The sequence below is a fragment of the Paludisphaera rhizosphaerae genome, assembly GCF_011065895.1.
In the GTDB taxonomy this organism is placed as follows: Bacteria; Planctomycetota; Planctomycetia; order Isosphaerales; family Isosphaeraceae; genus Paludisphaera; species Paludisphaera rhizosphaerae.
This window is the reverse complement of record NZ_JAALCR010000003.1, coordinates 87,005-113,263: the sequence shown is the minus strand read 5'-3', so window position 1 is coordinate 113,263 and position 26,259 is coordinate 87,005. Positions and strand designations below refer to the sequence as shown.

At 67.6% G+C, this 26,259-nt stretch carries 17 protein-coding genes; 6 read left to right on the top strand and 11 right to left on the bottom strand.

All coding sequences use genetic code 11. From position 1 onward, the window contains the following. Window positions 1–21 precede the first annotated feature (21 nt). From G5C50_RS05105 to G5C50_RS05090, 4 genes are all read right to left on the bottom strand, one after another. Window positions 22–6,204 (bottom strand): alpha-2-macroglobulin family protein, encoded by a 6,183-nt coding sequence (locus G5C50_RS05105; protein WP_165065957.1) that lies wholly within the window; start codon window positions 6,202–6,204, stop codon window positions 22–24. Window positions 6,205–6,314: 110 nt separating this feature from the next. Further along, the gene (locus tag G5C50_RS05100; protein ID WP_165065954.1) at window positions 6,315–9,266 is read right to left on the bottom strand and encodes a polysaccharide deacetylase family protein; all 2,952 of its coding nucleotides are present in this window, start codon (window positions 9,264–9,266) and stop codon (window positions 6,315–6,317) included. Window positions 9,267–9,270: 4 nt separating this feature from the next. Continuing rightward, window positions 9,271–10,008 carry a YceH family protein gene (locus G5C50_RS05095; RefSeq protein ID WP_165065951.1) on the bottom strand — a complete coding sequence of 246 codons (738 nt, stop codon included), beginning with the start codon at window positions 10,006–10,008 and terminating at the stop codon, window positions 9,271–9,273. A 99-nt stretch (window positions 10,009–10,107) separates the two neighbouring features. Then, window positions 10,108–10,893, bottom strand: coding sequence for a sugar phosphate isomerase/epimerase family protein (locus tag G5C50_RS05090; protein WP_165065948.1), 786 nt, complete (start codon window positions 10,891–10,893; stop codon window positions 10,108–10,110). A 125-nt stretch (window positions 10,894–11,018) separates the two neighbouring features. On the opposite strand from G5C50_RS05090, the gene pabB reads away from it, so the two are divergent. The 3 genes from pabB to G5C50_RS05075 are packed head-to-tail and all read left to right on the top strand — an operon-like array spanning window position 11,019 to window position 14,370. After that, window positions 11,019–12,446 (top strand): aminodeoxychorismate synthase component I, encoded by a 1,428-nt coding sequence (gene pabB, locus G5C50_RS05085; protein ID WP_165065945.1) that lies wholly within the window; start codon window positions 11,019–11,021, stop codon window positions 12,444–12,446. Further along, complete coding sequence (locus G5C50_RS05080; RefSeq protein ID WP_165065942.1) at window positions 12,443–13,264, top strand: aminotransferase class IV; 822 nt, start codon at window positions 12,443–12,445, stop codon at window positions 13,262–13,264. Before pabB ends, G5C50_RS05080 begins: the two co-directional genes overlap by 4 nt. Next, window positions 13,261–14,370 (top strand): Nif3-like dinuclear metal center hexameric protein, encoded by a 1,110-nt coding sequence (locus tag G5C50_RS05075; RefSeq protein ID WP_165065940.1) that lies wholly within the window; start codon window positions 13,261–13,263, stop codon window positions 14,368–14,370. Before G5C50_RS05080 ends, G5C50_RS05075 begins: the two co-directional genes overlap by 4 nt. Window positions 14,371–14,457: 87 nt before the next feature. Here G5C50_RS05075 and G5C50_RS05070 read toward each other — a convergent pair whose 3' ends face one another. Then, window positions 14,458–14,853, bottom strand: a complete 396-nt coding sequence (locus G5C50_RS05070; protein WP_240906971.1) for a hypothetical protein — start codon at window positions 14,851–14,853, stop codon at window positions 14,458–14,460. A gap of 428 nt (window positions 14,854–15,281) precedes the next feature. Continuing rightward, window positions 15,282–16,295, bottom strand: coding sequence for a zinc-dependent alcohol dehydrogenase family protein (locus G5C50_RS05065; protein WP_165065937.1), 1,014 nt, complete (start codon window positions 16,293–16,295; stop codon window positions 15,282–15,284). Window positions 16,296–16,395: 100 nt separating this feature from the next. Between G5C50_RS05065 and G5C50_RS05060 the strand changes: the two genes are divergently transcribed. After that, window positions 16,396–17,262, top strand: a complete 867-nt coding sequence (locus G5C50_RS05060) for a sulfurtransferase (protein ID WP_165065934.1) — start codon at window positions 16,396–16,398, stop codon at window positions 17,260–17,262. A gap of 15 nt (window positions 17,263–17,277) precedes the next feature. Here G5C50_RS05060 and G5C50_RS05055 read toward each other — a convergent pair whose 3' ends face one another. From G5C50_RS05055 to G5C50_RS05035, 5 genes are all read right to left on the bottom strand, one after another. Next, window positions 17,278–17,538, bottom strand: coding sequence for a hypothetical protein (locus G5C50_RS05055; RefSeq protein ID WP_165065931.1), 261 nt, complete (start codon window positions 17,536–17,538; stop codon window positions 17,278–17,280). A gap of 489 nt (window positions 17,539–18,027) precedes the next feature. Continuing rightward, window positions 18,028–19,170 carry a hypothetical protein gene (locus tag G5C50_RS05050; protein ID WP_165065929.1) on the bottom strand — a complete coding sequence of 381 codons (1,143 nt, stop codon included), beginning with the start codon at window positions 19,168–19,170 and terminating at the stop codon, window positions 18,028–18,030. 3 nt (window positions 19,171–19,173) lie between these two features. Continuing rightward, window positions 19,174–21,321 carry a hypothetical protein gene (locus G5C50_RS05045; RefSeq protein WP_165065926.1) on the bottom strand — a complete coding sequence of 716 codons (2,148 nt, stop codon included), beginning with the start codon at window positions 21,319–21,321 and terminating at the stop codon, window positions 19,174–19,176. Next, window positions 21,321–23,396: an ATP-dependent helicase gene (locus G5C50_RS05040; protein WP_165065923.1), complete on the bottom strand. Its 2,076-nt coding sequence runs from the start codon at window positions 23,394–23,396 to the stop codon at window positions 21,321–21,323. The genes G5C50_RS05045 and G5C50_RS05040 overlap by 1 nt, the downstream gene beginning before the upstream one ends. Window positions 23,397–23,491: 95 nt before the next feature. Next, window positions 23,492–25,297 carry a TlpA family protein disulfide reductase gene (locus G5C50_RS05035; RefSeq protein WP_165065920.1) on the bottom strand — a complete coding sequence of 602 codons (1,806 nt, stop codon included), beginning with the start codon at window positions 25,295–25,297 and terminating at the stop codon, window positions 23,492–23,494. A gap of 168 nt (window positions 25,298–25,465) precedes the next feature. Here G5C50_RS05035 and G5C50_RS05030 point away from each other — a divergent pair, with 168 nt between their 5' ends. Beyond that, window positions 25,466–25,795: an ArsR/SmtB family transcription factor gene (locus G5C50_RS05030; RefSeq protein ID WP_165066498.1), complete on the top strand. Its 330-nt coding sequence runs from the start codon at window positions 25,466–25,468 to the stop codon at window positions 25,793–25,795. Beyond that, a complete protein-coding gene (locus tag G5C50_RS05025) occupies window positions 25,788–26,255 on the top strand; it encodes an SRPBCC family protein (protein ID WP_165065918.1) in 468 nt (155 codons plus the stop codon). Before G5C50_RS05030 ends, G5C50_RS05025 begins: the two co-directional genes overlap by 8 nt. The last annotated feature ends 4 nt before the right edge of the window (window positions 26,256–26,259 follow it).

The following is a 26,259-nucleotide window of genomic DNA, read 5'->3' as shown; positions in this document are numbered from 1 at the left end:
GGTTGCACGCGGTCTCCGGATTCAGTCCGTGACCTCCAGGCGAATCTCGTCGGAGTTGCCCTTCAGTTCCGGGGCGTACATGGCCTCGCCTCGGGCGGGGAGGGCGTGGAACTTGCCGGGGATCTCGGCCCGCAGGCGGTAGGCGACTGAGTGCTTGCCGCGCGAGAGAGTCGGCGTGAAGAAGGCGACGCGTTCGTCGCGGAACTCGACGTAGGCGTGCATGTCGTTGCCGTTGTAGCCGGAGCGGACCTCGACGGGCTCGAAGCCGGCGGCCTTGAAGTCCTCGAAGACGAGGTACTCGTAGTCGTTCTTGGAGTCGATCTCCAGCTCGACCTCGACGAGGTCGCCGCTCTTGAGAGTCGCGCCGTCGGCGAGGGGTTCGCGGCGATACTTCTCGACGCGTTGGGAGACCGCCTGGCCGCGACCGCCGGCGACGTCCGCGGTCTTATCGTCGCGGATCAGGCGGTAGACCTTGCGGTCGACCTTCACCTCCAGGCCGGCCCGAGTGATCGGGTCTTCCATCGTGAAGTTGGTCAGGTAGGTGTTGTAGTAGAGCGGGCCGTTCCCCTTCTTGGTGAAGGTGATCGTGTGCTCGCCCGAGTCGAGGTCGGCGCCTTGCAGGACGACGGAGGCGTCGAACCGGAAGAGGTTCGCCGCGGTGATCGAGACCTCCTTGAAAGGCTTGCCGTCAACGGCGATTGTGACGGCCAGGTCGGGGCGATCCTCGCCGCTGGCCTTGAGGAAGTCGGCCAGGGCCTCGACGTTGTAGGCGGTGTCTCGGGTCGATCGCCAGTACGAGCCGTGCTCGCGGTTGTTGAGGATGTACTTCGCGAGTCGCGAGGCAAGTCGTCCCTTGGGGTCGGTCCGCGCCAGGAGCTTGAGGTAGAAGGCGTCGGACTCGGTCTCGCTGCCGTACCAGTACCACCAGTATCCCTGGCTGGGGAGCTTCAGGTAGGCGGTCTGATTCTCCTCGTCCTCGACCACGTACTGCGAGACGTTTTGCAGCACCTTGGCCAGTTTGTCGGCGTCGCCGAGCTTGTGCAGGGCCAGGCCGAAGAGGCACTTGCCGTAGACCGAGAGACCGGGGCGGTCACGGTCCAGGAAGCCGAGCATGTCCGCGTTGGCCACGTCAGCGTCGGTGAGGACCATGAAGACCAGGGCGTCCAGGTCGTCGGCCGTCTTCTTGTAGGGCTTGGTTTCGGTCAGCCCGTTCTTGAGCAGGCGGACCTGCTCGGCCTGATGGGAGGTCAGCCAGGCGACGCCCCGTTCCAGCATCTGCGGCGGGACGGCCTGGTCGTTGGCCCGAGCGAGTTGCAGCCCGTGGACGACCTGCGCCGTGGTGTGGGCGTACGAGCGCTCGCCGAAGCCGGAGAACCAGCCCCAGCCGCCGTCGGAGAGCTGCATCTCGGCCAGTCGGTCCAGCCCCGCGCGGGCCATCCTGGACACCTCGGCCGAGTCGAAGACGGGATTCTTCGGCTCGGGGCCGTGCTGGAAGAGCGGCCGGTTGGGGCCGATCTGCTGGGCGTTCAGGTTGGTGTGGGCGGCGTGGATCGCATTGAGATCCAGGCCCATGTTGATGAGGATTTTCTGGGTGATCACCGTGGGCAGGAACCGGTTGAGGGTCTGCTCGGTGCAGCCGTAGGGGTAGTCCGCCAGGTAGGGGAGGGCGTCGACGAGGGCCCCGGCGAGGGTCGGCGAGTAGCGGATCTCCAGCCGGGTCTGCTCAGGGCGACGGTCGGCGGGGACCTTGATCGTGACCTTGGCCTCGGCCTGATCGGGTCGGATCGCGCCGGCGACGGCTTCCAGCTTGAGCATGCCGTGGACGTAGGCGGGGAAGGTCATCTGGGCGGCGTCGGAATCGGAGTCGGCCACGGCCTTCATGCGGACGACGGCCTGGCCCTCGTGCGCGACCTTCACACGCCAATCGACGCGAGCCTCGCCGCCGGCGGCCAGCTCGATCGTCTTCGAGGTTTCGGTCGTCGGCTCAAGCACGCTGCCGTCCAACTCCAGCGAGACCAGGACGGACTTGGCCTCCTTGAGCTTGCTGTGGACGACGGCCGAGAGAACGACCTCGTCCTTCTGGACGAAGAACCGAGGCGCCTGAAGCCGGACGAGTAGATCCTTCGAGACGATGAACTCCCCCTCCGCCTGGCCGACGCGGGTGCCGGGGCCCATCGTCCAGGCTCGCGTCTTCCAGGTCGTGAGGCTGTCGGGCAGGGGGAATTCAACCGTCGCCGTCCCGTCCGGTCCGGCCTCGACGGCGGCCGCCCAGAAGGCGGTGTCGGCGAAGTTGGTTCGGACGACGGGCTGCGGGCCGGCGGGTTCGCCGCCGTCGAACGCGTCGGCGGAGATGACGGTGTCGGCGGCCATGTTCAGGGCCCTTCCTGGGGCCTCGGCCTTGAGCATCGCCCCGCCCATGCCGCCCATGCCTCCCGCCATGCCGCGCATCATTGGGGCGGCGGCGGGAGCGGCCATCGGCGCGGGGGCGGCATCGGCCCTCATCATCATCATGCGCGATCCTCTCACGCCACCTCCCCAGCCGAAGGGCATGCCGCCGCCGTTGGCGCCGAGGTCCCCCATCGGCGTTTCGCCGTCCTTGAGCAGGTTGGAGAATCGGCGCGAGAGGCTCGATTCCGTTCGCGGGTTGTGCGAGTGCTTCCACTTCCAGAAGACGTCCTTGATCGGCGGGACGTTCGAGCCGCCCGAGATGTACTCAACGGCCTTGTCGTAGACCGCCACCACCGTCGAGCCGACGAACGGGGCGCCGTCGGGGCCGGTTAGCTTGAGGGCGAGCTTCGCCTTCTGGCCGGGCTTGTACGTCTCCTGGGCGGGCTTCACATCGACGTTCACCACCCGCGATTCGGGAGGCACGGCGATTTCGCGCGGCTGGATGTGGACCTTGCCGTTGGAGATCGTGACGGCCTCGACGAACAGGTTGGGCATGTCGGCGGTCGCGACCTCCAGGTCGACCGTGGTCGACTTGCCGTGGATCGCCACCGTCCTCGGCGCGGAGTAGACGCCGTTGAGCGGACGGACGAAGAGAAGGACCGTCGAGTCGACCCGGTCGGTGTTGAGCATCAGCCGGATCTTCTCGCCGGGGCGGTACTCCTTCTTGTCGGGGATGACCTCCAGGTCGGCGAACCGATAGCTCGCCCCTTCGAAGCCCTGGCCGGCGACCGTGACGAGGTAGCCTCCCTCGATCGTGTGGCCGTGGCCGTCGTCGACCTTGGCGGAGAGCCGATACTGCCCCGACTGCGCGGCCTTGATCGCCTGCGAGGCGGCTCCCTCGGCGTTCAGTTCGAGCGGCCAGCTTTCGACCTCGGTTTCGACGGGCTTGCCGTCGGCCTCGTAGCTCACCTTGAGCAGCCGAAGCGTCCCCTTGCCGACGACTGGCTTGCGGTCGAGCGTCTGGGCGCGGACCTGCGCCTGGATCGTCTCGCCGGCCAGGTAGTGGCCGCGGTCGACCCAGGTGTAAACGGCGAACGGCTTGCGCGAGACGAGAACGCCGCCCGAGCCGTCGATGGCCCGACGCGACTGGTCGGTGACGGTGGCCTCGATCTCGTAGCGGTGGTCGTGGTCGGGGTGGGCGGCCTTGGCGAAGGCGGTGTCGATCTCGACCTCGACCTTGCCGTCGGGGCCGATGGGGACCTCGGCGTCGGCGACGACCTCGGGCGGGCCCTCGGGCCGATGCCACCACCAGGGGCTCGGCGCTCGCATCCCCCAGGAACTCCAGCCGGGATACCACGAAGCGTCGGCCGCGAACCACCAGTAGCCGGCGCCGTAGAGCCAATCCCACGGAGAGATCGGGAACCAGCGGTCGTCGGCGTAGCGTCGCGTGACCTTGTACTTGACCGTCGCCTGAGTCACGGGGCCGCCGAAGTAGTAGTCGGCCTTGATCGTGGCCTTGAGCTTCTCGCCGAGTGCGACGGGATCCGAAGGGGCGTCGACCTTCACCTGGAATTCGGGCTTCTTGTACTCCTCAACGCGGAACGTCCCGCCGCCCCCCTGGTCTGGAAGAATCAGCGAGTAGTGGCCGAGCGTCGCGTCGGAGGCCAACTCGAACTCGCCGCTGATTCCGCCGAGAGCGTCGGCCCTCAGCTCCTTCTGGTAGGCCTTCTCCCCCTTGGGATTCTGGATCTCGACGCGGAACGGGCGGTCGGCGAACTCGGAGGCTTCCGGTTGGTCGTAGCGCGAGCGGGCGACCCAGAACTTGAACTTCACCGTGTTCCCGGGGCGATAGACGGGGCGGTCGGTGAGGGCGATCACCTTGACCTCGTCATAACGCTCGCGAGGCGACCTGAAAGTCCAGATCGGCGAGAAGCCCATGTAGGCGAGCCGGCCCTGGGGCGTGCTGGCGACGGTCAGCCATTGCATCGGGCCCCCGTTGCCCTCGGGGTTCGCGACTGCCGCGGTGAGCTGGCCCTGGGCGTCGGTCCGGCCTCGCTCCTCCTTGACGTCGACCGTGAACTGATTGCCGTTCCCCACCTGGATGACGCGCCAGCCGAAGAGGTCCAGCGTCGCATCGGCGACGGGAGCCCCGGTGCGGGCGTCGGCGGCGAAGTAGAACGAGCCGCCGCCCATCGGCTTGCGGACGAGCGCCGTGTCGTCCAGCCAGGCGATGATCCGTCCGACGTTGCCCCCTTCCATCTGGGCCGTCACCAGGTAGGCTCCGGCCTGTTGAAGCGGCGTGGCGACGGAAATTCTGCGGTCGAAATGGTTCGCGGGAGGGTCGAGATCCAACTCCCACTTCGCGATCGATTCGCCGAGATACTGCCGCTCGTTCTGCGAGACGAGCCGAACGCCGATCTCGTTGACGTTCGTCTGCTGCCAGTCGAGCTGAGCCGGCTTGCTGCGGATGTAATTCTTGACGTCACTCAGCAGCTTGTCGACGAGGATCCGCTGAGCCTCGAAGCGGACCTTGCGGCCGTTCCGGAAGCTGAAATCGAGCTCCGCGCCGCGGCCGGCGGGGCGGGTCATCGTGCTTTCGAATCGGCCCCAGGGCTTCTCGATCTGGTCGATGCGGGCCTGGTAGTTCTTGTCCTTGTCGTCGTACTTCTCCTTGGCCAGCTTCCAGTAGCCGGCGGCCTTGGAGAACTGGCGGCGGTTCTCGAACATCTCGGCGAGCACGACGGTCGCATCCTCGCCCTGGCCCGTCCTGGGGTCGTCGACGATCGCCTGGTAGATCTTGATCGGATTGAACTCGTCGGGGAGCGTGAACCGCTTGAGGCCGGAGGCCAACCGGGCGACCGTCTCGTCGTCGCGGAGCGTTTCCAGGGCGTAGATGCTCGTCTCGGGCCGATCGGGCTCGCCGTCGTCGTCGTCGTCGCCGTCGAAGATCGGGAACCCCGGGTTGTCCCCGTCGATCGTCTCCGTGCCGAACTGACTGAGGAAAAAGGCGGCGAGGGTGATGCGGGCGGTGTTGAGCAGCCCGGCGTCGGCCTCGACGGCCTGCGCCAGGGCCCATCGCCAGCGTTCGCCGTCGTTGGCCGCTTTCTCAAAGCTGTCCGGCGTGTGGAAGTAGACCGGGGAGCCGTCGGGATTCACGGGGGCTCCCGTCGATTCGCCTCCCCAGTGGGGGGATGACTCGTCGAAGTCGGGGAGGACGTCGAGGGGGGTCAGCGTCTGGAGCCGCCAGGCCTGATCGGGAATTCGATTCTCGGCCAGAGCCTCGGCCAGGCGCAGGAAGAACCTCCCGGCCCGGTTTCGATCCGGGTCCGGCTTCATGGCGGGAATCGCCGCGCTCAGCAGTTGGAGGGCTCGGACGCGGTCCCGCTCCGTCGCGTCGAGGTATCGCCCCTCAGGTCGTCGCGGACGCCCCCGCGTGAACTCGCCGGCGACGATGAAGCCTCCGTGCGCGACGGATTCCAGATAGCAGCCCGCCACGGCCGTCGCGATCCGGGCGTCCCCCTTGCGCGCGTCGAGAGCAGCCTCCAGGAACTTGTCCGATTCCGCCGACCGACCGAGTCGGTCCAGGCAGACGATCCCCTGCTTGAGGGAATGTTCGACGTCCGCCGGATTGGTCCCCGGAGCGAGCGAGAGTGCCCGGTAGCCCTCGTAGGCGTCCTTGAAGTTTCCCTGGTTGAAGAGGGCGTCAGCCGCCTGGCGTGACCCAGGAGGCCCCTCCGCGCCGGACATGACTCGGGACGCGCCGAAGAGCAGCAGCAGACCCGCGACGGCGAGCACGATGAGCGTGGACATTTTCATGACGGCCTCGCGCGAGACAGACGTGATCGCATGCGGCGTCCCTGCCGACGTGACGCCCTTAATCATAACGGCGCAGCGACGGGTTTCTTAGGGGCCGGTCGGAATCCACCTCAGCCGAAGGCGACCACGACCCGATACAACTCGCCGGCCATGAGGTCGAGCCAGACGGCGTCATTTTCGACGGAGAGGTCTCCCTGGGACTCGCCCTGGAGGTCGTACTGGCGGGCCCAGGTGGGGGGGCGGAAGAACTGGAGCCGGCAGCGGGCATGGTAGCCGACGGTTTCCACAAGGTGGACGTCGATCCCCCAGCCGCGGCTGTCGTAGGTTTCGGGAGTGAAGCCGACGTGGATGACCGCCGGGGCCTGGCTGTCGATCTTCATCAGCCAGCCGCGGTCGCCGGCCGGGGGCGGGCCGAAATCCGAAGGGACGACGACCGCCGGGGTGACGAAGTTCGCCGCCGATCGGTGCGGGTGGTCGTCGTCCAGGACCACGGCCAGGCGGAATTCGCGGGCCTGCTCCGATCCGGCGACCAGGATCGTATCCAGCATCCGCTGGCCGACCTTCTTGTGATAAGGCAGACCGCCGAAGACCACGGCCGTGCGCTGGCGGCGGGTGGAGATGTCGACGGCGTCGGGCGTCTCGGGACGCTCGGAATCAGTCGTCTCGGGGGAAAGGAACGTCAGGCGGCGGATCATCGACGAGGAGTCCGGCCAGGCCCAGCGGCAGGCGAGGTGGTTCGACCACGGATCGCCCTTGACCGCGCGGGCCGCCCAGTCGGCGTCAACGTCGCTCAACTTCACGTCCAGTTCCACGACCGAACGACCGGCCCAGAGCCGGCATCGCTGCTCCACCTTGGCGACCGTCGTCCCCGACGACGGATCGACGATGGCCGATTTCGAGACCGCCTGCACCAGCGCCGGGCCGGCGAACTCGACCTCGAACGATTCACCTTTCATCCGCGAGGCGACCGCGCGGTCGTTCCCCGTTCCCAGCCCGGTCGCGACGACCTGCTGGCCGAGCCGGGCGGTGGACTCGCCATGCGCCATGATCCCGCGGATCCCGCCGGTGTCCTTGTCGAACTCGACCTCGATCTTCTCGTTCTTCAGCACGCGACCGTTTGCCGAGACCTGCCCCGCCTCGGCGGCGGGACGCTCGGGATCGGTGTCGCGGGGCACCCAGGCGAAGCCGAAGGCGGGGAGGTCGACGACCGCGACGACCCCTTCGTCGGTGAGCTGCGCGGCGACGAGCGGACCCTCGGGGCGAAGGTCCGGCGAGGCCCCCGGCAGGATCACGGCGACCTTCCGCGCGACGGCCAGCGGGTTGAAGACGAGGAACCCCGGCCGGGCGTCGGGCTTCGCTTCGGCCGAGCCGTTCATGCTCCGGGCCAGGGCCTGCGACCATTCCGATTCGAGCGCGTCAATCGCCGACGCGGCTTCTTCGAAGCGGCGGGTTTCCAGCAGAGCTTCGGCGTCCTCGATGGCTCGCTGTTCGAGTCGAACGGCCTCGGCGTCGACGACCGCATCGGGTTGGGAGGCGGAGACGGCGCGGGACATCGTCCGCATCCAGTGGACGGCTTCGAGCCGGGCGCGGAGGCGGTGGTGGGTCGAGAACCGCGAAATCCCGGCAGGCTCGCGGCTGGCGGCCGCCTGTGCGAGGTACGGCGAACCGTAGTCGTCGGGCTCGGGGCGGAACGATTCGTAGGGGCGATCGGTGCGCTGGAAGTAGTCGTCCAGCGTCACCCAGCGAGCGAGGACCGGCGAGTGCGTCGACGCCCGCCTCAGGTCGCGATACCAGCCGGCGGTCGGCGCCGGCCAGTGGATCAGGGTGACAGTTGCGGCATGATCGGCGCGCATCGTCGCGGCCAGTTTCCAGGGGAACAACGGCCCCTGCGACGGCCGGTCGGCGGCGATGGGGAGTCGGAAGAGCGTCTCGAGAGTCGATCCTTCCGGGCTTTCCCAGAGCCGCTTGGGCTCGCGACGGACCGGGAACCGGCCGCCGTCGAGGGCGAAATGGACGGCGAAGCGGTGGCCGAACTTGCGCGAAAGCTGAGGGACCTGCGGCCAGAGGCCGGAGCGCCGTCGGGCGTAGGTTTCGACGTTGCGCTCGTCCAGGTTGTCGCGGTAGACCTCAGCGCCTTTGCGGAACTGCCAGAGGGTCGATTCGACGGGGAGGAGCGGGTCCTCGGCCTCAGAGTACGTGCCGCCGATCACGTCGACGAGCCCATCGGTGATCGCCTGGCCGAGTTTGGGGACGACGTCCGGGTCCAGCTTCGCCTGGGCCTCGATCGCCTGGGCGGACGCCAGGAAAGTGACCGGGACGGGGGGCTCCAGCATGGACGCCGCTGCGCCGGCGGGGAGGGCGGGGTCCAGCAGGCAGATGTCGATCAAGTAGGCGTCGATCGAGTAGACGGCTTCGCGCGCCTGGGTGAGAACTTCAAAGGCCGCCTTGAGCCGGCTTGCCGACGCCTCGGAATCGCCGGCGACCCAGGCGTCGGCCGCGGCGAAGGCTTCGCGGGCCAGCATCTCCTCGTTCATGGCCTCGGGACGGCCCATCGCGGTGATGAGGTCCTGGACCAGCCAACGCGACAGGCCGAGCGCCAGGAAGTCCTCGGCGTGCGGTCGTTGGGTCTCCGCAGACGGCGCTGCCACGCGTTCGAGAAGCTCGGCGATGGTCTTGTCGCGGTCCGAGCCCGATTCGATCAGGACGGCGCCGCAGTCGGCGGCCTGGGGGGCGAAGCCCGACGGGAGCCTGTGCATCAGGCCGTCGACGACGATGCGGACCTCGTCGCGGGCCGGCGACGATGGGGCGTCGACCGACTCGATCCGGGGCAGGGCGGCGGACTTCGCCAGCAGGGCCGGATGCCAGGGAGCCGTTACGGCGCACCAGGAAGCCTCGGCCTCGGCGTCGGTCAGGCCCGGCGAGGGTTCGCGGCCGGCGTTGGGGATCTGGGCCGTCATCCTCCAGCCGCTGCGCTTCGGCAGCGGCGGCGGGGGCTCGGCAGGCGGGGGCTCGGAGTACGGTTCGAGGATTCCCGGCGATTCTTCGGATTCGGGCGTCGACATTCCATCAGGCTCCGAGGGCGGTCCGGAGTTCGCGAAGCTCGGCGGTTAGCGTGTCGATTCGACCGCGAAGCTCCTCGACCTCCGCTCGCAGGCCGGCGACCTCGTCGCGCCAGCCGGGGGACGAATCGACCCGAGGCGACGCCGACCGCGGCGCGGGTTCGTCGTCGATCGGTGCCATGTTGGCGTAGGCCTGCCGGACCTTCTCCAGCTCATCGGGCGGATACAGGCCGTGCGTGACGATCACCCCTCGCTTCTGGCCCCGGGGCGACAGGTAAACGACGAGGTTGCGATCCGCGAGGGCTTCCAGGTGGGTTTGCAGCGCGGGGAGTTCGGCGAGCGCGTCCTTGTCCATCCGGCTCGCTCGAGCCCGCAGGTCCCCCTCGGTCTGGGGGCCCCGGAGGAGCAGCTCGGTGATGATGGACAGCTCAACCTTGCTGACCTTCAGCCAGTCGTAGAGCGTATGCTTCCAGCGCGGGACTCGGCCGCCGGCCTCAACGAGGATCGCCGCCCCCTTCTTCCGCAGGGCGGTAAGAATATCCTCGACGTCGTCGGCGTCGTAGTCGACGACGGGGTCGCGATTGCTCTTCTGGTTGCAGCCCGAGACGGTGGCGGCGATGGTCATCGGGTAGTATTCGGGCGTCGTCTTGGCCTTCTCGGCCAGCACGCCCACCACCCGTCGTTCGCGGGAAGTGAGCGGAACCCAGGAGGCCGCCGGAGGGGGCGGCGTTGTGTTGTCGGTCATGGTCGGTCCCGTCCGGGTCGTGATGCGCGGGGCTCGCCCCCCGCGGGGCTCGCCCCCCGCGGGGCCTATCGTAGCCGCCTCGGCGACGTCGGGCCAGACTCAGGAGATCTGGGCGACCCGGTCGACGACCGCCTTGAACAGCTTCGCCGGGTCGGTCGGGGGCTCGGGCCAGACGGTCAGGGCGCTGTGGTAGGCGATCTCTTCAAGGGCCCCGACGTACTCTTCCCAGTCGAGCGCGCCCGGCGGAAAGCCGACGCCCCGGGGGTTGCGGGCGGTGGTCGAACCGCCAGTGGGATCGCCGGCGTAGGCGTGGGCGACCCAGGCGTGCAACTCGCGGGCGGCGGCGACCGGATCGATCCCCGCACGGAGCATGGACGGCGGGTCGATGCTGGCGGCGAGCGCCGGGCTGGCCAGGCCGTCGAGGAACTCGCGGAGGGTTTCCGGCAGGTCGGCGCCTGCCTCGATCGCCAGCCGAACTCCTCGATGGTCGGCGCGGTTCGCCAGCGAGGCGAGCGCGTGGGTAAAGGCTTCGCGACGGGGGGCCTCATCGACGGGAGGGACCGGGCCGACATTCGTCAGCACGAGTCGCGTGCCCATCTCGAAGGCCAGGGCGAAGACGGAATCGGCGCGCCGGATGCGGTCGTCAAGCTGGTCGGTCGTGTCGAAGGCCCGGCGGGTCGGCAGGGCCAGGGCGGTCAGGGCGACCTCGACGGACCGCAACTGGTGTTTCAGGTCGCGTCGGCCGGTTTCGCCCAATCGGTGGGGGGCGAGGTCGCCCGACGCTTCCAGTACGACGGCCTTGGCCCCGATACGGGCGGCCTGCTGGATCTGGTCGCGAATCGGTCGGTTGGGGTCGAGTCGGAGGCCGAGAGGATTTCGTATCATCGTTCAATCGGGACGAGTCTGGGTTGAAGCCGGCGGGGGTCCTGGACGATCATCGACTCCCCGCGGCTCCGACGTCTCCCCACCAGATTACGTCCCGCCGCCCCGTTTGGAGAGGCCAATCCCCGTTGGGAACGACTCAGGAACCCACAAGCGTCCGAATCCCCCTCGACCTGCCGGTCGACCGGCTGACGGCCGCCGTCGGCTGCTGGCCCGAGCCCGCGATCCTCGCGGGAGGCGCGGGGTTCGGCGAGGCCGGCCGCTGGAGCGTGCTTTCCGCCTACCCGCGGCTCGTCTTCGAGTCCATCGGCCCGAGGTGGTCGATCCGAACCGACGCCGGGCATTTCATGTCCGGGGACGGCCCGATGGCCCGGCTGGATACGCTCGCCCGCGAGTTCCGCCTGGCCGAGCCGGCCGACCCTTTCGCCGACGACCCTGACGCCTGCCCCTTCCGAGGCGGCCTGATCGGCTTCTTCGGCTACGACCTGGCCCCCGCGCTGGAACGACTCCCCCGAAAGGCCGCGCGGGATTCAAAACTCCCCGACGTCCGCATGGCCCTGCACGACACGGCCGTCCTCGTCGACGAGCGCACCGGCGCGGCCGCGATCCACGCCTGGGACCTGCTCGGCGAGGGTCGCACCGAGGTCGAGCGCCGGGCCCGGTTCTGGCGGCGGGCGATCAAGGACGCCGCGGCCTCGCCCCGGCCGCTCGGCACGACGCAGCTCGGCTCGCTCACGAGCAACTTCACCCGCGACGAATACCTGACGGCGCTCCGCCGCACGCTCGACTACATCGAGGCCGGCGACGTCTTCCAGATCAACCTCTCCCAGCGATTCTCGGCCCACGGGAAGATCGACCCGCTGGAACTCTTCCTGCGACTCCGCCGCGAGAGCCCCGCGCCGTTCTCGGCGTTTCTTCGCTGGCGGGACCTGGCGGTCGTCTCGGCGAGTCCCGAGTGGTTCTATCAGACTCGCGGCGATTGGATCGCGACCCGACCGATCAAGGGCACCCGCCCTCGCGGGGCGACCCCCGAGGAGGACGACGCCCTCGCCGCCGAGCTGCAATCCTCGGCCAAGGACCGCGCCGAGTTGACCATGATTGTCGACCTGGAGCGCAACGACCTGGGCCGCGTCTGCCAATTCGGTTCGGTTCAGGTCGTTGAGGCGATGAAGCTCGAAACCTACGCGCAGGTTCATCACCTGGTGGCGACCGTCGAGGGCCGTCTGCGCCCCGACGTGGGGCCGATCGATGTCGTCCGCGCGACGTTCCCGGGCGGCTCGATCACCGGCGCTCCCAAGATCCGGGCGATGGAGATCATCGACGAATTGGAGCCCACCCGCCGCAGCCTCTACACCGGGGCAATCGGCTACCTGAGCCGGGGCGGGACGAGCGGGTTCAATATCGCCATCCGGACGGCTCTGGTGGAGGGCGACCGCGTCAGCTACCAGGTCGGCGGTGGGATCGTCGCGGATTCCGTTCCCGAGGCCGAATACGAGGAGACGCTTCACAAGGGCCGCGGCATCCGCCGAGTCCTCACCGGGGAGGACGCCCGATGATCTGGTATCAAGGCGCGATCGTCGCCGACGACTCCCTGAGGATCAGCGTCTCCGATCGGGCTTTCGAGCACGGCCTGGGCCTGTTCGAGACGCTCCGCACCTGGAACGGTCGGCCGACGCTCCTGCCGAGACACCTCGAACGCCTCACGCGGTCGGCCCGGGAGTTGGGAATCCCGCTCGAAGAAAGCGATCTGCCGGGGCCCGAAGACGTTCAGGCTTTGCTCGCCGCCGATGGTCGGGAAGGGGACGCGGCGCTCCGGATCACGCTCAGCGGCGGGGCTTCGGCGGAAGGCGGTTCGACGCTCTGGATGCGGTCGTCGCCGCTCCCTCCGTCGCCGCCTTTGGAAGGATTTCGCCTGGGGACGATCGGCCCGGCGCGGCAGGATCCGCTGACGGCCTTCAAAAGTCTGAATTACTGGCCATATCGGCTGCTCTTCGAACGGGCTCGCGCCGAGGGTTGCGACGAGGCGCTGCTGGTCGACAGGGCCGGCAAGGTGCTCGAGGGGAGCCGCACGAACGTCTTCTTCGTCATCGACGGTCGACTGACGACGCCCCCGGCGGACGGCCGGATCCTGCCGGGGGTGATGCGGGGATTGGTCGTCGAACGGGCCCGGGCGCTGGGGATCGATGTCGACGAGGAGGCGCTTGGGCCGCTGGATCGGCGGCTCCGGCCGGAAGAGATGTTCCTGACGAACGCCTTGCGGGGAATCGTGCCGGTCGGCGTCTGGGGAGGCGCTCGTTTCCCCGCCCCGGGATCAACGACCCGACGGCTTCAGGACGATCTGGCGCGCTGGCTGGCAGTGGGAGGCGAATCGTGAAGACCGTGGCCGAGGTGGTTCGCTGGCTGGAGGGGTTCGCCCCGTCGCGGCTGGCCGAATCGTGGGACAATGTGGGGCTGCTCTGGGGCGATCCAACGGCGGCCGTGGAACGGGTCATGACGTGCCTGACCGTGACCGCGGAGTCCGCGGCGGAGGCCGTTCGCGAGGGTGCCGGGTTGATCGTCAGCCATCACCCGATCCTCTTCCGCGAAACCAAGAAGATCCGCGCCGATCTTCCGGCGACAGCCCCGCTCTGGGCGCTCGCCCGGGCCGGCGTGGCCGTGGCGAGCCCGCACACGGCCTTCGACAGCGCCTCGGACGGGATCAACGTCGGGCTCTGTCGTCGGCTGGGGTTGGTTGACGTGTCGCCGATCCGTTCCGAGTCCCCTCGGCCTGCGTTCAAGGTCGTTGTGTTCACTCCCGAAGCTGATCGTGAAGCCGTGCTGGCCGGGGCCTTCGAGGTGGGGGCAGGGGGGGTCGGCGATTACTCCGAGTGTTCCTTCATGATCCCCGGCCGGGGGACGTTCTTCGGCGGCGAGTCGACCGACCCCGCTGTCGGCGAAAAGGGCCGGCGTGAGACGGTCGAGGAACTCCGGATCGAGTTCGTCTGCCCCGGCGATCGGTTGGATTCGGTCCTGACGGCGATCCGGGCGAGGCATTCGTACGAGGAGCCGGCGATCGACGTTTATCCGGTCGAGTCGCCTTCCGGACCGCTGGGTGCAGGACGGATCGGCCGGCTGGAGGAGCCGCGTCCGCTCGGCGAGTTCGCGCGATCGGCCTCGCGGGCCCTGGGTGGGACCATGTTCCAGGTGGCCGGCGACCTCGACGCGACCGTCGAGCGCGTGGCCGTCTCCTGCGGGGCGGGGGACGATTTCCTGGGTGATGCGTCGAAACTCGGCGCGCAGGTCTTATTCACGGGGGAGGCTCGGTTCCACCGCGTTCTGGAGGCGAAGGCGCTGGGGATGGGACTGATCGTCGCCGGGCACTACGCCACGGAACGACCCGGCGTGGAAGACCTGGCCGATCGGATCGCGCGGGCGTTTCCCGAGTTGACCGTCTGGCCGAGTCGGGACGAGGTCGACCCGCTGGCGGTCGTAGTCGGCTGAATTGAAGGCAGGGGTTCGAAATGAAAGACCCCCCGGGGAGGCCGGGGGGAAGAGTGAGGAAACGTCGGTCGGCTTTTCGCCGAAGTCTTAGTTGGTCTTCGAGTTGGAGCCGCCGGCTTCCAGAAGGTCGCCTTCTTCGTCCTCGACCTCGGAGTCGACCGCGACGGCAACGCCGCCGTCGAGTTCCCCGTCGATCTCGGATTCGCCGTCTCCATCGCCGGCGGCCTTGCCGGTGCGGGTGGCCGGGACGGTCAGGTAGGTCTGGTGCTCCCACTGGCCCGACCAAAACTGGCCGCTCCAGCGCTGCAGGGAGATGGCTCGCACGGTGGGACGATCCTCGTCCCGGATCACCTCGCCCCAGGCCCCCGCGTAGGCGGCGCGAACCTGCGAGGAGCTTTCGCCCACGCAGAGGAGTCGTTCGCCGTTGGGGGCGAGACACGCGATGGCTCGCCAGTCCTGAGCACCACTCGTTCCGCTACTCATCGTCGATTATTCCCCGCCCGCCGCGATCGCGCCTGCATCCTGCGTCCTGGGACGTCGCCTCGGGACTTTCACAATACAACCCGCCGGAGAGAGAACCGGCTGGGTGGAGTCATACTTAGGTCGTCCACCATTAAACTCAACCCGCGCCGAACCGCCGTCCAATTCCCTTGAGCGATAAGAAGACACGAAGAACCGGCGTTAGCGGCCGAACCTTCATGAAGCCAGCACGATTAGGGGGGCTATGGCGAGGCCGGAGATGGCGGGTTGCTCACGGCGACGAGACGGATGATGAGGTCGAACCGGCCCCGAGGGGCCGACGCGGCTCGTTCCTGAAACCGCTCGCGCTGTGAAGGACTCTACACCAGGAAATTGTAGCGTCCCTACCAACCCCCGGCGAATGAATTCCGAAAAACTCCCCCCGTGCTCCGTCAGGAGGCGGACGGCGATTGGGATCCCGACATCCGCAGCAACACCTTGCCGCCTCGACCGACCTGCGCGGCCTCGCGAACGGCGTCGCAGACCTGGGCCAGCGGGTAGGTTCGGCCGATGTCGGCCGAGAGGACTCCTTCACGGATCAGGGCGGCGATTTCGCGGAAAAGCAGCAGGGCGCTGGGGATGGAGCGTTCAGCCATCCAGTGGCCGAGCCAGAAGCCCTCAACGCTCGTTCGGGTACTGATGAGCGATCGCGGGTCGACCTCGATCGGCTCGCCGGTCAGAGAGCCGTACACGATCAGCCGCCCGCCGGGGCCCAACGATCGGAAAATCGCCGTGCCGGCCTCGCCGCCGATGGGGTCGAGCGCGTACTTCGGGCCGGCGTCGCCGGTCACGCGCCGGACTTGCTCCGGCACAGGCCCCTCCGACGAGCTGATCACGGCGTCCGCACCCAGGTCGATCAACTCCTGCTTCGCCTCGGACCGGCGCACGACGCACAGCGTTTTAAAGCCGTCGTGCCGACCCAGCTTGATGATCATCTTGCCGAGCGTCGACCCTGCGGCCGAGAGGAGCAGCCATTCCCCCTTCGGCACTTTCAGGACGTGTCGGACCATCGCCAGGGCGGTCGCCGGGTTCACGAAGAAGGTGGCCGCCTGTTCGTCGGGGATGTCGTCGGGGATCGGCCGGGCCTGCTTCCACGGAACGACGGCGTATTCGGCCCAGTTGCCCCCTTTGTTGTTGATGACGACCACCCGCTTGCCGACCACGAACCGTCCCATCAGCCCCGGCCCGGCCTCCTCCACGACGCCGACCCCCTCGAACCCCGGCGTCGCCGGGAGCGTCGGCAGGACGCCGTAGCGGCCCTCCACCACCATCGTGTCCGAGGGATTGATCGGGCTGGCGATCATCCGGACGCGGACCTGTCCCGCCCCGGGCTTCGGGACGGGGACTTCGCGGACGTCCAGAACCTCGGCGGGCTCTCCGAAAGTCGAGAAGACGGCGGCTTTCATGTCGAATCGTTTCTCTCTGGCGGGCGCGAGGGCTTGGAGCAAAGTTCGTATCCCGGTTATCTTAGGGCCGTCGCCCGAGAAAACCCACCGGGAGCCCCCCATGCCCGACGTCGAAATGCTCGTCACGCCCGAATGGCTGGAAGCCCATCTGAACGACCCGACGGTTCGCGTCGTCGACATCCGCGGGTACGTCGTCACCCGCCCGCTGGAACCCGGGGTCGAGGAGGCCGACTACAAGGGGGCGCCCGAGGAATACAAGGCCGGCCACATCCCCGGAGCCGTCTATGTCGACTGGACCCGCGACATCGTCGACCTGGACGACCCGGTGAAGGCTCAGATCGCCCGGCCGGAGGCCTTCGCGGAGGCGATGGCTGTCCGGGGGATCGGCGACGGCACGCACGTGATCGCCGTCGACCACATGGGGGGCCAGTACGCGACTCGCCTCTGGTGGGCGCTCGCCTACTACGGCCACGATCGCGTGAGCGTCCTGCAAGGGGGCTGGAACCGCTGGGTCGAGGAAGAGAGGCCGACGACCGCGGAGGTCCCCACGCCTGCCCGGGCGACGTTCACGCCCCGCGTCCGCCCCGAGCTTCGGCTCACGGCCGATCAACTCGCCGCGCGGCTGGGCGAGCCCGGAATGCAACTGGTGGACGCCCGCGACGCCGGTCAGTACACGGCCGCGCGGCGACGAGGTCCGCGCGGGGGACACATCGCGGGGGCGGTCAGCATTCCTCGCGAACGGTTCTTCGCCGAGGGGGGCGGGTTCCTGCCGATCGACGAATTGAAGGCCCTGGCCGAGCGCGAGCGCATCGACCCGGCCCGGCCCGTCGTCGCCTACTGCAACGGCGGCGTGGCGGCGACGGTCGTGCTGTTCAACCTGGCGCGGCTCGGCTACAAGAACCTGGCGAACTACGACGGCTCGTGGAACGAGTGGAGCGAACGCCTGGACCTTCAGATCGAACCCTGAGCCAGGCGGAATCGCTCAGGCCTCGACCTTCACGACCGCCGCCTTGAACTTGGGGGCGGACTTGAACTTGGGCTTCGGCGGGGCCTTGGCGACGACCGTCTCGGCCGCGGCTTCCACGTCGGTGTCGGGGTCGTCCTCAACCTGCAGGGGGTCGGACTGCTTGATCGCGCACTGAGGATGGATGCCGGCTTTGGAGTAGACCGACTGGCGGCAGACCGGGCAGCGGCGGCGGCGGTCGTCGGGGAGGGGGGAGTGGGAATTCCTGGGGTTGATCATGGTGCGGCCCGCCTTCCTTGGAACGGGGTCGTGGGATGCGAGTCGACGCCAAGCGCCGACGGGCGAGGAACGTACCAGGAAGCCGCCGATGGGGGAAGGGCGGTTTCGGAGCGGCAAAGGGGGGGAGGTGCACGGGACGGCGATTTTTTTGAAAGAATCGCGTGGGTTTTCAGCCTCTTCGTCTTGAACTCGTTTGACAGTGAAGGCATCCTCAAGAACGTCGCCGCCTCCTTCGACGGCGACGTCCCTTTCCCGACGGACTGTTCAGTCCAGATTTCCGAAGGAGTGCGAACGATGGGTGACGCTCGCGACATCGCCAAGAAGAAGAAAGCCGACGAGAAGAAGGGCAAAACCGGCAAGGGCGCGCCCGCCAAGAGCGACGCCAAGGCGCCGAAGAAGTAATCGCCTTTCCCCGAAGTTTGCGGGCCGGCCGTCGCGCGATCATGTCGTCGAGCGAGGCCGGCCTTGTCGTTTCGAAACGAGAAGCCGTCAGCCTCGGCGAGGATCCTCGGCGGTTCCTAGCCGTCGCTGGGCCTCGTGCAGGCTGCGGGTGGAGAGGGCGACCGTGAAGGGGTGCGAGGGGACCGCGTACTGAGGGTCGGCAAGCTGCCCCGAGAGGACGCCCGCGGCGGACGCCAACTCGTTCTCGCCGGCGGCGTCCCAGAAAAAGGCCATCCAGAGAAGCATCCGGCGGTACAGGTCCAGGCGATGGAGGAGCCGACGCTCGAAGAGGAAGCGGTAGGCGCCGGAGTCGCGGAGCGGATCGGCGACGGCCCGGCGCTCGCGGACGGTGATCTCCTCGGCGAGGTCGAAGGTGAGCGACGAGCGATCGACCCAGGTGGGGCAGGCTGCCAGGATTCGCCAGGCGCGATCGGCGAGCGTCGCGGCGTCGAGGACCCCGGGAGCCCATTCGGGTCGAGCGGCCGGCAGAAGCCCGGGATGAAATCCGCGGCCGAGGATCGCGTCCAGCCATTCGCGGACGCTCGGCGGAGTCTCGCGTCCCGAAAGCATGAGGCTGCCGGCCAGCAAGCCCACCGCCAACTCCGGGACGTCCTCGACGTAGGGTCGCAGCGACAGCTCGGGGAAACGGGCGAGTGGGTCGACGTCAGCCTCGGGGTCGTCGTCGACCTGGCCGAGCACGTCGCGGATGCCTGCGCGGACGTCGCAGAGGAACGCGGCCGAGGAGATTCGCCCGCTCTGGACGCTCACGACCACGATCGTGGCCAGCCCCTCTCCATCGACTGCCGTCGCCAACGATCGAACCAGCCGGGGAGGAGCGTTGTCGACGACGGCCGGAAGCGTCGCCGCCCTGCGCAAGGGGACGGATCGGTTCGTCCCCAGGGCTTCGCGAGCGGCGCTTCGGATTTCGTCGTCCCGGCTGGCGCCCAGAAGGTGGAGGAGTCGGAACAGACCCTCGCTCAGCGGGGCCGCGATCAACTCCCGGACGATCGGCCGGCTGATCTCCGGGTCGAGCGATTCCAGTCCCAGGAAGGCGTTCCACGACTCCTCGGGGTCGTGCTCCAGACCGTCCAGAAGGTCGTCGATCGGCGAGCCGGGGTCATCCGGATCGGGCTCGATCGGCGGCGAGACGTCATCGAGCACGAGATCGATCGGTCGGGTGGTGGATTCCATTCGTCACCACGGTTGCGGGGGGCCCGGATTCTTCCATGCGCGGCCGACGGGCTGCGGCGACCGCCGCCACCCATCCATCGCTGGAGTCGATTCGGGGGCGAACGTCCGCTGTGAGCTTCCGTCCCTGGAGTATTCGTAGATCGGCGTCGTTTCCGCAAGCCGGGAATCGGCGGGAAGCAGGAAGAACCGAGGCGCTGAGGCCCCCTCAGCAGGCCTTGCCCCCGGCTCCATCAGGGCGAGCGTCCGGCATCCCTGCCCATCCTGAACCTCCACGACCGGCCGATCGGCCAGGCCGGGACGATCGGGGGCGTAGAAGGCGATCCTCTTACCGCGAACTTCGTTCTTGAGTTCGGGCCCTGTCGCCAGGCCGCCGGGAGTCTCGGATTCGTACACCGCGACGGGTAGGCCGAGCCGAGAGTCGGCCAGGTCGAGCCGGTACATCAACTGGTTGTACTCGTAGCGAGGGGTCTGCTCCTTGTTGCCCGAGAAGCTGGCCGTATACGTCCCCTCGAAGTAGATCAAACGCCCGCCTTCCTGGTCGAAGAAGGGGTGGTGCTTGGGGTTGTAGAACGAGTAGTTCTCGTGCGAGGCGATCTTGCGGGCGAACGTCCAGGGGCCGGTCGGGGAGTCGGCCTCGGCGAACCAGACCTCGCCCAGCAGCGACTTCTCCCCGCCGATCTCGACGAATATGGAGACCCACCGTTTGCGGAAGTCGTTCCAGTAAACGGACCCGCCGTGGGCGACGACCTTTTTGCCGTCGGTATCGCGCAGCTGAATTAGGGCTTCGTCGGCCTTGATCGCGCCGGATTTGACGAGCTTTTCCTGCCCCCGCTGGTCGACTCGCCGCCCCTGCTTTTTCCACGAGTACTTCAGCCGGCCGTCGGCGTCGCGATCGACCTTTTGCGCATCGGGACTGGCGTCGGGGATCAGGCAGGTGAAGGCCTCGACGGCGTTCTCGTCGATCAGGGCCTCGGGCGTTGCGGGGATCCGGACGAAGGGGAGGGGGGAGCAGTAGTAGACGTAGTCGACGCCGGCGTCGCGATGGAGGAACGTGTGGCCCAGGAGGGTGGAGCCGGTACTGGTTTCGGGCTTGCCGGCGAAGGCGACGCGTTTGACGAACTCGTTCTTTTCCGGGTCCCACTCGACGGCGCCGACCTCGTAGGTGCTGAGCGGGGGTTTGATCTTGGCGTAGTTGGCGAACATCCGCTCGCGGCCCTGGGCGTCGGTCAGCGTCACCAGGCCGGTGACCCAGGTGGGGCCGTCGCCGGGCATCTTGCAGGTCGGCCGGGCGAACCTCTTCTCGTCGACGTAATACGTCAGGTCGACTCCCTTCGACGGGTCGAGGCCCCCCCGAGCGGGGAGGTCGGAGACGGCTCCCGGGGTGTGGAAGTTCCCCAGCGGGTAGTCGGGCCGGTTCGTGTCTCCCCAGAACCAGTGGATCTTGCCGCCGTAGACGGCGCTCAGGACGCTGTCCTGGCCCAGGACGCGACCGTTGAGGACCGGCTCATGCAGCGGCGTCGGGACGCCCGTCTTGACGCTGTCGCTGTAAATACCCGCGCCGGTGACTCGGTAAAGCCGTTCGGCGATGTTAATACGCTTGATCTTGATCCGAACCTCTCCCCCCGGCTTCGTCTCGACGGCTGTGCCGCGGTTGCCGAAGCCGTCCTTCGGATATTCGTAGCCGTGGCTCTTGATCGAGAAGAAGACTCGATCCCCCAGCAAACCCGGCTCGTCGAAGGCGACGACGCCGTTGGAGTCGGTGACGAACTTGAGCTGGTTGACGGTTTGCAGTTCGACGAGCGGAACGCCGCGGCCTGTGGCTTCATCGACGACGATGATGCGGCAGGACTTTTGCGGTGCGGGCTCGTCGGCGACGGTTTGGGGGAAGAGAGCCGCGAGCACCAGGCAGGCGAACGCGCAAGCTCGCTTGGCGACGTCGAGGCCGTCGTGAGAAAGCGTCTTCCCCCCTGGAGGGCGAAGACAGACCGCGAAGCGGTCAGTTGAGGGGGACGACCGGCGACGGATGCGCATCCGCGCGTCGGACTCTGGACGCGACGCCGATCCCCCCTCATCCGGCCGCTTCGCGGCCACCTTCCCCCGCGAGGGGGGAAGGCCGTTATGGGCCGGATTTTGAACGCGCGGGTCGCTCATCACTTCGCCTCCCGTTTCTTCTTCGCCTCTTCGAGAAGTCCCGGCATGACCGCGTCGGCTTCCTTCGGGACAGGGATCTCGAACTCCTCGAACTCGTGCTCAAGCTCGGCCCGTTCGTAGAGGTCTCGGTCGATCTCGGTGATGAAGCGGCTGGGGGTGGAGAAGGTCGTCGGGCCGTAGCCTCGGCTGACCGTGGAGGGATAGGTCAGCATCAACTCGTCCTTGGCCCGGCTGACGGCGACATAGAAAATCCGGCGCTCTTCTTCCTCGCCGCCGGGTTCGTCGACGGCTCGTCGGTTGGGGAAGCCGTCGTCGACGAGTCGGATGACGAAGACCTGGGACCACTCCAGTCCTTTCGCCTGGTGGACCGAGCTGAGAACGAGCAGGTCTTCCGGTTCCTCGCCTCCCGACGACTCGACGCCGTAGAGGTCGCCGGCGAGCATAAGGTCGGCGACCAGACGTTCCAGGCTCTCGTACTTGGCGGCGAGAACCGCGAACTGCTCGACGTCCTTGATGCGGTTGTCGGGCTTGTCGTAGCGCTGGCGGATCACGGCCGGGTAGCCGCCGGCGAGCACGGCCTGGATCGCGGCGGCGGGACGGTTCTCGGGGTCGGTGACGCGGATCAGGTTCAGGTCGTTGACGAACGCCGCGAACATCCCCCGGCTCTTGGCGGGGACGGTCGCCATCGTCTCGGCGGCCACGACGGCGGAGAATGGATCGCCGGACGCCGCCAGCTTGCGATAAACCGCGCCGGCTTTCGCGGGGCCGATCCCCGGCAGCAGCAGCAAGAGCCGCCGCCACGAGGCCTCGTCGCGCGGGTTGAGGACGACCCGCAGGAACGCCAGCACGTCCTTGACGTGGGCCTGCTCGAAGAACCGGATGCCGCTCCGCACGTTGTACGGGATCCCCCGCGCGAGCAACTCGCCCTGGAGGACGACGCTGTCGTAATGGTTGCGGTAGAGGACCGCTGTTTCGGTCAGGGGGATTCCCCGGTCGCGCGACTCCATGATCTGCTGGCAGACGAGATCCGCCTCTTCATAGACGTCGGCCGTGGCGACGACCGCCGGCTTGAGCCCATCGGTTCGCGCGGAGACGAGCTGCTTCGGGAAGCCCGACTTGTTGTGCGTGATTGAAGCCTGCGTCAACGCCACGATCTGCGGCGTCGATCGATAGTTCACGTCCAGGCGAAAGATCCGCGAGCCTGCGTGGCGGTCGGGGAACTTGAGGATGTTGTCATAGTCGGCCCCTCGGAAGCGGTAGATCGACTGGGCGTCGTCGCCGACGGCCGTCAGGTTCCCCGCGCCGGCGGCGGCGATCTTCTCCACGACCTCGATCTGAAGGGCGTTGGTGTCCTGCATCTCGTCGACGAGGATGTGGCGGAACATCTTGCCCTGCTCGGCGAGTCGAGCCGGGTGTTCGTTCAACAGCTTGAGCCAGAGGACGAGCAAATCGTCGTAGTCCATGCAGTTGCTCGCCCGCTTGCGCGCGGCGTAGGCCTCGGCGACGCCCCGGACGTGGTCGGTCCAAACGATCAGGTTGCCGGCCGTCTCGGCGATGACGTCCTCGATGGTCTTCCGCGTGTTGACCGCGAAGCTGATCAGGTGCTGGATCTGCGACGGCTTGGGCGCGAGCTTGTCCTTGGAGGCCAGCCCGGCGTCGTCCATGGCCAGGCGGATGAGGTCGGTCTGGTCCTCACCGTCAAGGATGGTGAAGTTGGGCTCGAAGCCCAGCTCCTTGGCCGAGCGTCGCAACAGCCGGTTGCCGACGTGATGGAACGTCCCCGCCCAGACTCGCCCGGCCTCATGCCCGACCAGGCCGCCGAGCCTCCCCACCATCTCCCGCGCCGCGCGTCGGGTGAACGTGACGAGCAGGATCGATTCGGCCGGTATGCCGCGAGCGATCAGCCAGGCCACGCGATAGGTGATGACCCGCGTCTTCCCCGACCCCGGCCCCGCGAGGATCAGGTTGTACCCATCCGGCGCGGTCGCCGCCTCGCGCTGGGAGGCGTTCAGGTCGTCCGCCAACTGCCGGGCGAGGGCCGGCGGCGGCGTGTGCTTCAGGGTGATCTTGCGCATGGCGTCCTGCGACGAGTGGCGGCTCGGGTTTCCGGCTTCCTCTCGATTCTAACAGGAGCCCAGGCCGCACTCCCACCCGTCTGATGTCCGCTTGATCAGGGCGAGGCTTTCGGCAGGACCGTGTCGATCAGCGCCTCCAGGGCGCCGGGCGTCCTTAGGCTGGCGCTCCCCGCCACGACGCCGTCGGGACCGATGACCAGGGTCGTCGGGAAGTTGAGGATCTCATATCGGGAGCAGGTCACACCGTGAGCGATGCCGGGCTCGTCCTTCGGGATGTCGGGAGCGGGCGTGTCGACGGCGACCCGGAACGGCAGGTCGCGTCCGTTCCAGATGTTCCGTTTCACGTTTTCCAGCTTGACGTCGTAGGCCTCTCTCGTCTGAACCGACTGGTCGTGGAGCGCCAGGACGACGACCGGGCGGCCTTGGTATTTGTCGTGGATCTTCATCAACCCGGGCATGGCGCTGACGCAAGGACCGCACCAGTAGCCCCAGAAGTCCAGAACGACGACCTTGCCGCGGTAATCGGCCAGCCGGATCGGGCTGCGAGTATCAAGGTCGCGAGCCTCAATCTCCGGCGCGGGTTTGCCGACCAGCTTCACAATGTAATTGCCGGTCAGGAGAAGCTTCGGCAGGATGAGTGGGCCCTCGCCGGACGGTACGTCCACTTCGATCGTCGTCTCCTCGAGCCCTTTGTCCGCGACGGGATCCCGCGAAGCGATGTTTAGGCTGTACTTCCCTTCCGGCCAGTAGGCCTCCAGCCAGTCGCCGTCGGATTGACGCGGGCCCACGCCGCCGCTCATCACGCGGATGCTCTTTCTAGAATCGCTGCGATCCACGAGTGCATAGATTCCCCATTCCACCTCGTACTTGCCCGATGTCGACGCAACTCCGTGATCTAGCGGAATCCGGACGTGTCTTGCAGGCTTCAGCACCACCTCATACATCGGAAGCGGGTTCTTCAAATCGACGCCGAGGAACGCCATGTTTCGAAGGGTTGAGTCTGCGAAACAGAGAGGTTCGAGGGGTAGCCGGAACGTTCCTGACCTGTCTCTTCCGCGGTTGTCGAGAGTGATCTTCGGCCTCAGAGCGAAGCGTCCCTGGTCGTCGGTCTTCTCCGGTTCGTAGGGGTTCGGGAAACCATTGACATAGAGCGAAAGCTGGCTGTTCGGGATGTTGGCGTCGTACTCGCTGCCGATCGAGCCGCCGATCTCCACTCTCTTCTGGGGAGTGCCTGCTGGGTCGATCACCCGGCCGCGGATCGGGTCGAACATGGGAATGACGACCTCGGTTGGGTCGTCCGCGCCCCCCGAGATGCTGCACTCGATCGGCAGGTAGTCTCGCGAATCGACCAGGATGCCTGCGGATTTCCTTGGGGGCGACACGACACGACAGATGCCCTCACGATCGCTCTTGAGGGTCGCCCAGACGACGTTGCGGGCGATCTGAACGTCGACGTCCACGCCAGCTACAGGATGATTCCGCTGATCTACGAATCGCAAGCTCGTAGTCTTCCACTCCGCCGGCGACAGCCGGAAATCGAGCGTCGCCGCCTCGACTCCGGCCGCGAGCAGCCCTTGTTCGGCCTGGAAGCCTGCCGCAACTACGGTGTATCTGCGTGCGTTGGAAGCCGGCACGGACAGATCGCCGTCTTTGTAGTCCTTCAACTCAAGGTGGTACATCCCGTCGGGGCCGAGTTCCGCCGTCCCCTCGTTCGTGTATTTTGGGAACCAATCCGAGATCGAGAAGTAGACCTTGCCCTGGGTCACGGGCCGGCCGTCGGCATCGACGACGCGGCCCTGGATCGTCCGCGTTATCGGCGTTGTCGGGTTCTTCGCCGGCTCCTCGGCGGTTGCGTACGTCGCGAAGAGGAGGAACAACACGGTCGTCACAAGCTTGGGCATCGGGCTCATCCTTCAGCTCGACGGCGGATCGCGGCAAGGGTCGATGAGAAGAATTCGTAACCTAACCGCCATCTCGGTCGGTCGCAACGATCTGTACTCCGAGGATCTGACACTCCGAGCTGAAGGCCGCCGGCTTGACATGCAACCCAAAGGTTGCATAATCCGGTGATGGAGACGGACTCCGACAAGGTGTTCAAGGCCCTGGCCGACCCGGCGCGGCGGTTGTTGCTGGATCGTCTGCATGCGGAGAACGGGCAGACGCTGGGAAGGCTTTGCGACGCGATGGGGATGACGCGGCAGGCGGCGACGAAGCACCTGAAGGTGCTGGAGGAGGCGTCGCTGGTCGTCCCGGTCTGGCAGGGGCGGGAGAAGTTCCACTACCTCAACCCGGCGCCGATCCACGAGATCGCCGAGCGCTGGATCCACAAGTTCGAGCGGGGGCGCCTGCGCGCGCTCGCCGACCTCAAGTCCAAGCTGGAGGGAGAGAACGATGGCTGAGTCGAGGTTCGTCTACGTGACCTACATCCGCACGACGCCCGAGAAGCTCTGGCAAGCGCTCCTGGAGCCCGAGTTCACCCGCCAGTACTGGGCCGAGACCTGGCAGGAATGCGAGTGGAAGCCCGGCGCGTCCTGGCGGATCATGGCCCCCGGCGACCTCGTGGCCGACACCGGCGAGGTCGTCGAGATCGTTCCCAACCGCAAACTCGTCCTCAAGTGGCGGAACGAGTTCCAGCCCGCCCTGCGCGAGGAGGGCCACTCCCTCCTCACCTACGAGATCGAGCCCGCCGGCGACGCCGTCAAGCTCACCGTCATCCACGAGATGGACCGGCCCGAATCCAAGCTCATCGGTGCCGTCTCCAACGGCTGGCCCGCGATCCTCGCCAGCCTCAAGAGCCTGCTGGAGACCGGCGAGTCGCTGGAGATGACCCGGAAGTGGCGCGTGGCGGCGAAGGATTGAACGG

Bases quoted from the DNA above. Each gene is read 5' to 3' on its own strand.
- G5C50_RS05105 (WP_165065957.1), bottom strand. From the start codon at position 6,204: ATGAAAATGTCCACGCTCATCGTGCTCGCCGTCGCGGGTCTGCTGCTG.
- G5C50_RS05100 (WP_165065954.1), bottom strand. From the start codon at position 9,266: ATGTCGACGCCCGAATCCGAAGAATCGCCGGGAATCCTCGAACCGTAC.
- G5C50_RS05095 (WP_165065951.1), bottom strand. From the start codon at position 10,008: ATGACCGACAACACAACGCCGCCCCCTCCGGCGGCCTCCTGGGTTCCG.
- G5C50_RS05090 (WP_165065948.1), bottom strand. From the start codon at position 10,893: ATGATACGAAATCCTCTCGGCCTCCGACTCGACCCCAACCGACCGATT.
- G5C50_RS05080 (WP_165065942.1), top strand. From the start codon at position 12,443: ATGATCTGGTATCAAGGCGCGATCGTCGCCGACGACTCCCTGAGGATC.
- G5C50_RS05070 (WP_240906971.1), bottom strand. From the start codon at position 14,853: ATGAGTAGCGGAACGAGTGGTGCTCAGGACTGGCGAGCCATCGCGTGT.
- G5C50_RS05065 (WP_165065937.1), bottom strand. From the start codon at position 16,295: ATGAAAGCCGCCGTCTTCTCGACTTTCGGAGAGCCCGCCGAGGTTCTG.
- G5C50_RS05060 (WP_165065934.1), top strand. From the start codon at position 16,396: ATGCCCGACGTCGAAATGCTCGTCACGCCCGAATGGCTGGAAGCCCAT.
- G5C50_RS05055 (WP_165065931.1), bottom strand. From the start codon at position 17,538: ATGATCAACCCCAGGAATTCCCACTCCCCCCTCCCCGACGACCGCCGC.
- G5C50_RS05050 (WP_165065929.1), bottom strand. From the start codon at position 19,170: ATGGAATCCACCACCCGACCGATCGATCTCGTGCTCGATGACGTCTCG.
- G5C50_RS05045 (WP_165065926.1), bottom strand. From the start codon at position 21,321: ATGAGCGACCCGCGCGTTCAAAATCCGGCCCATAACGGCCTTCCCCCC.
- G5C50_RS05040 (WP_165065923.1), bottom strand. From the start codon at position 23,396: ATGCGCAAGATCACCCTGAAGCACACGCCGCCGCCGGCCCTCGCCCGG.
- G5C50_RS05035 (WP_165065920.1), bottom strand. From the start codon at position 25,297: ATGCCCAAGCTTGTGACGACCGTGTTGTTCCTCCTCTTCGCGACGTAC.
- G5C50_RS05030 (WP_165066498.1), top strand. From the start codon at position 25,466: ATGGAGACGGACTCCGACAAGGTGTTCAAGGCCCTGGCCGACCCGGCG.
- G5C50_RS05025 (WP_165065918.1), top strand. From the start codon at position 25,788: ATGGCTGAGTCGAGGTTCGTCTACGTGACCTACATCCGCACGACGCCC.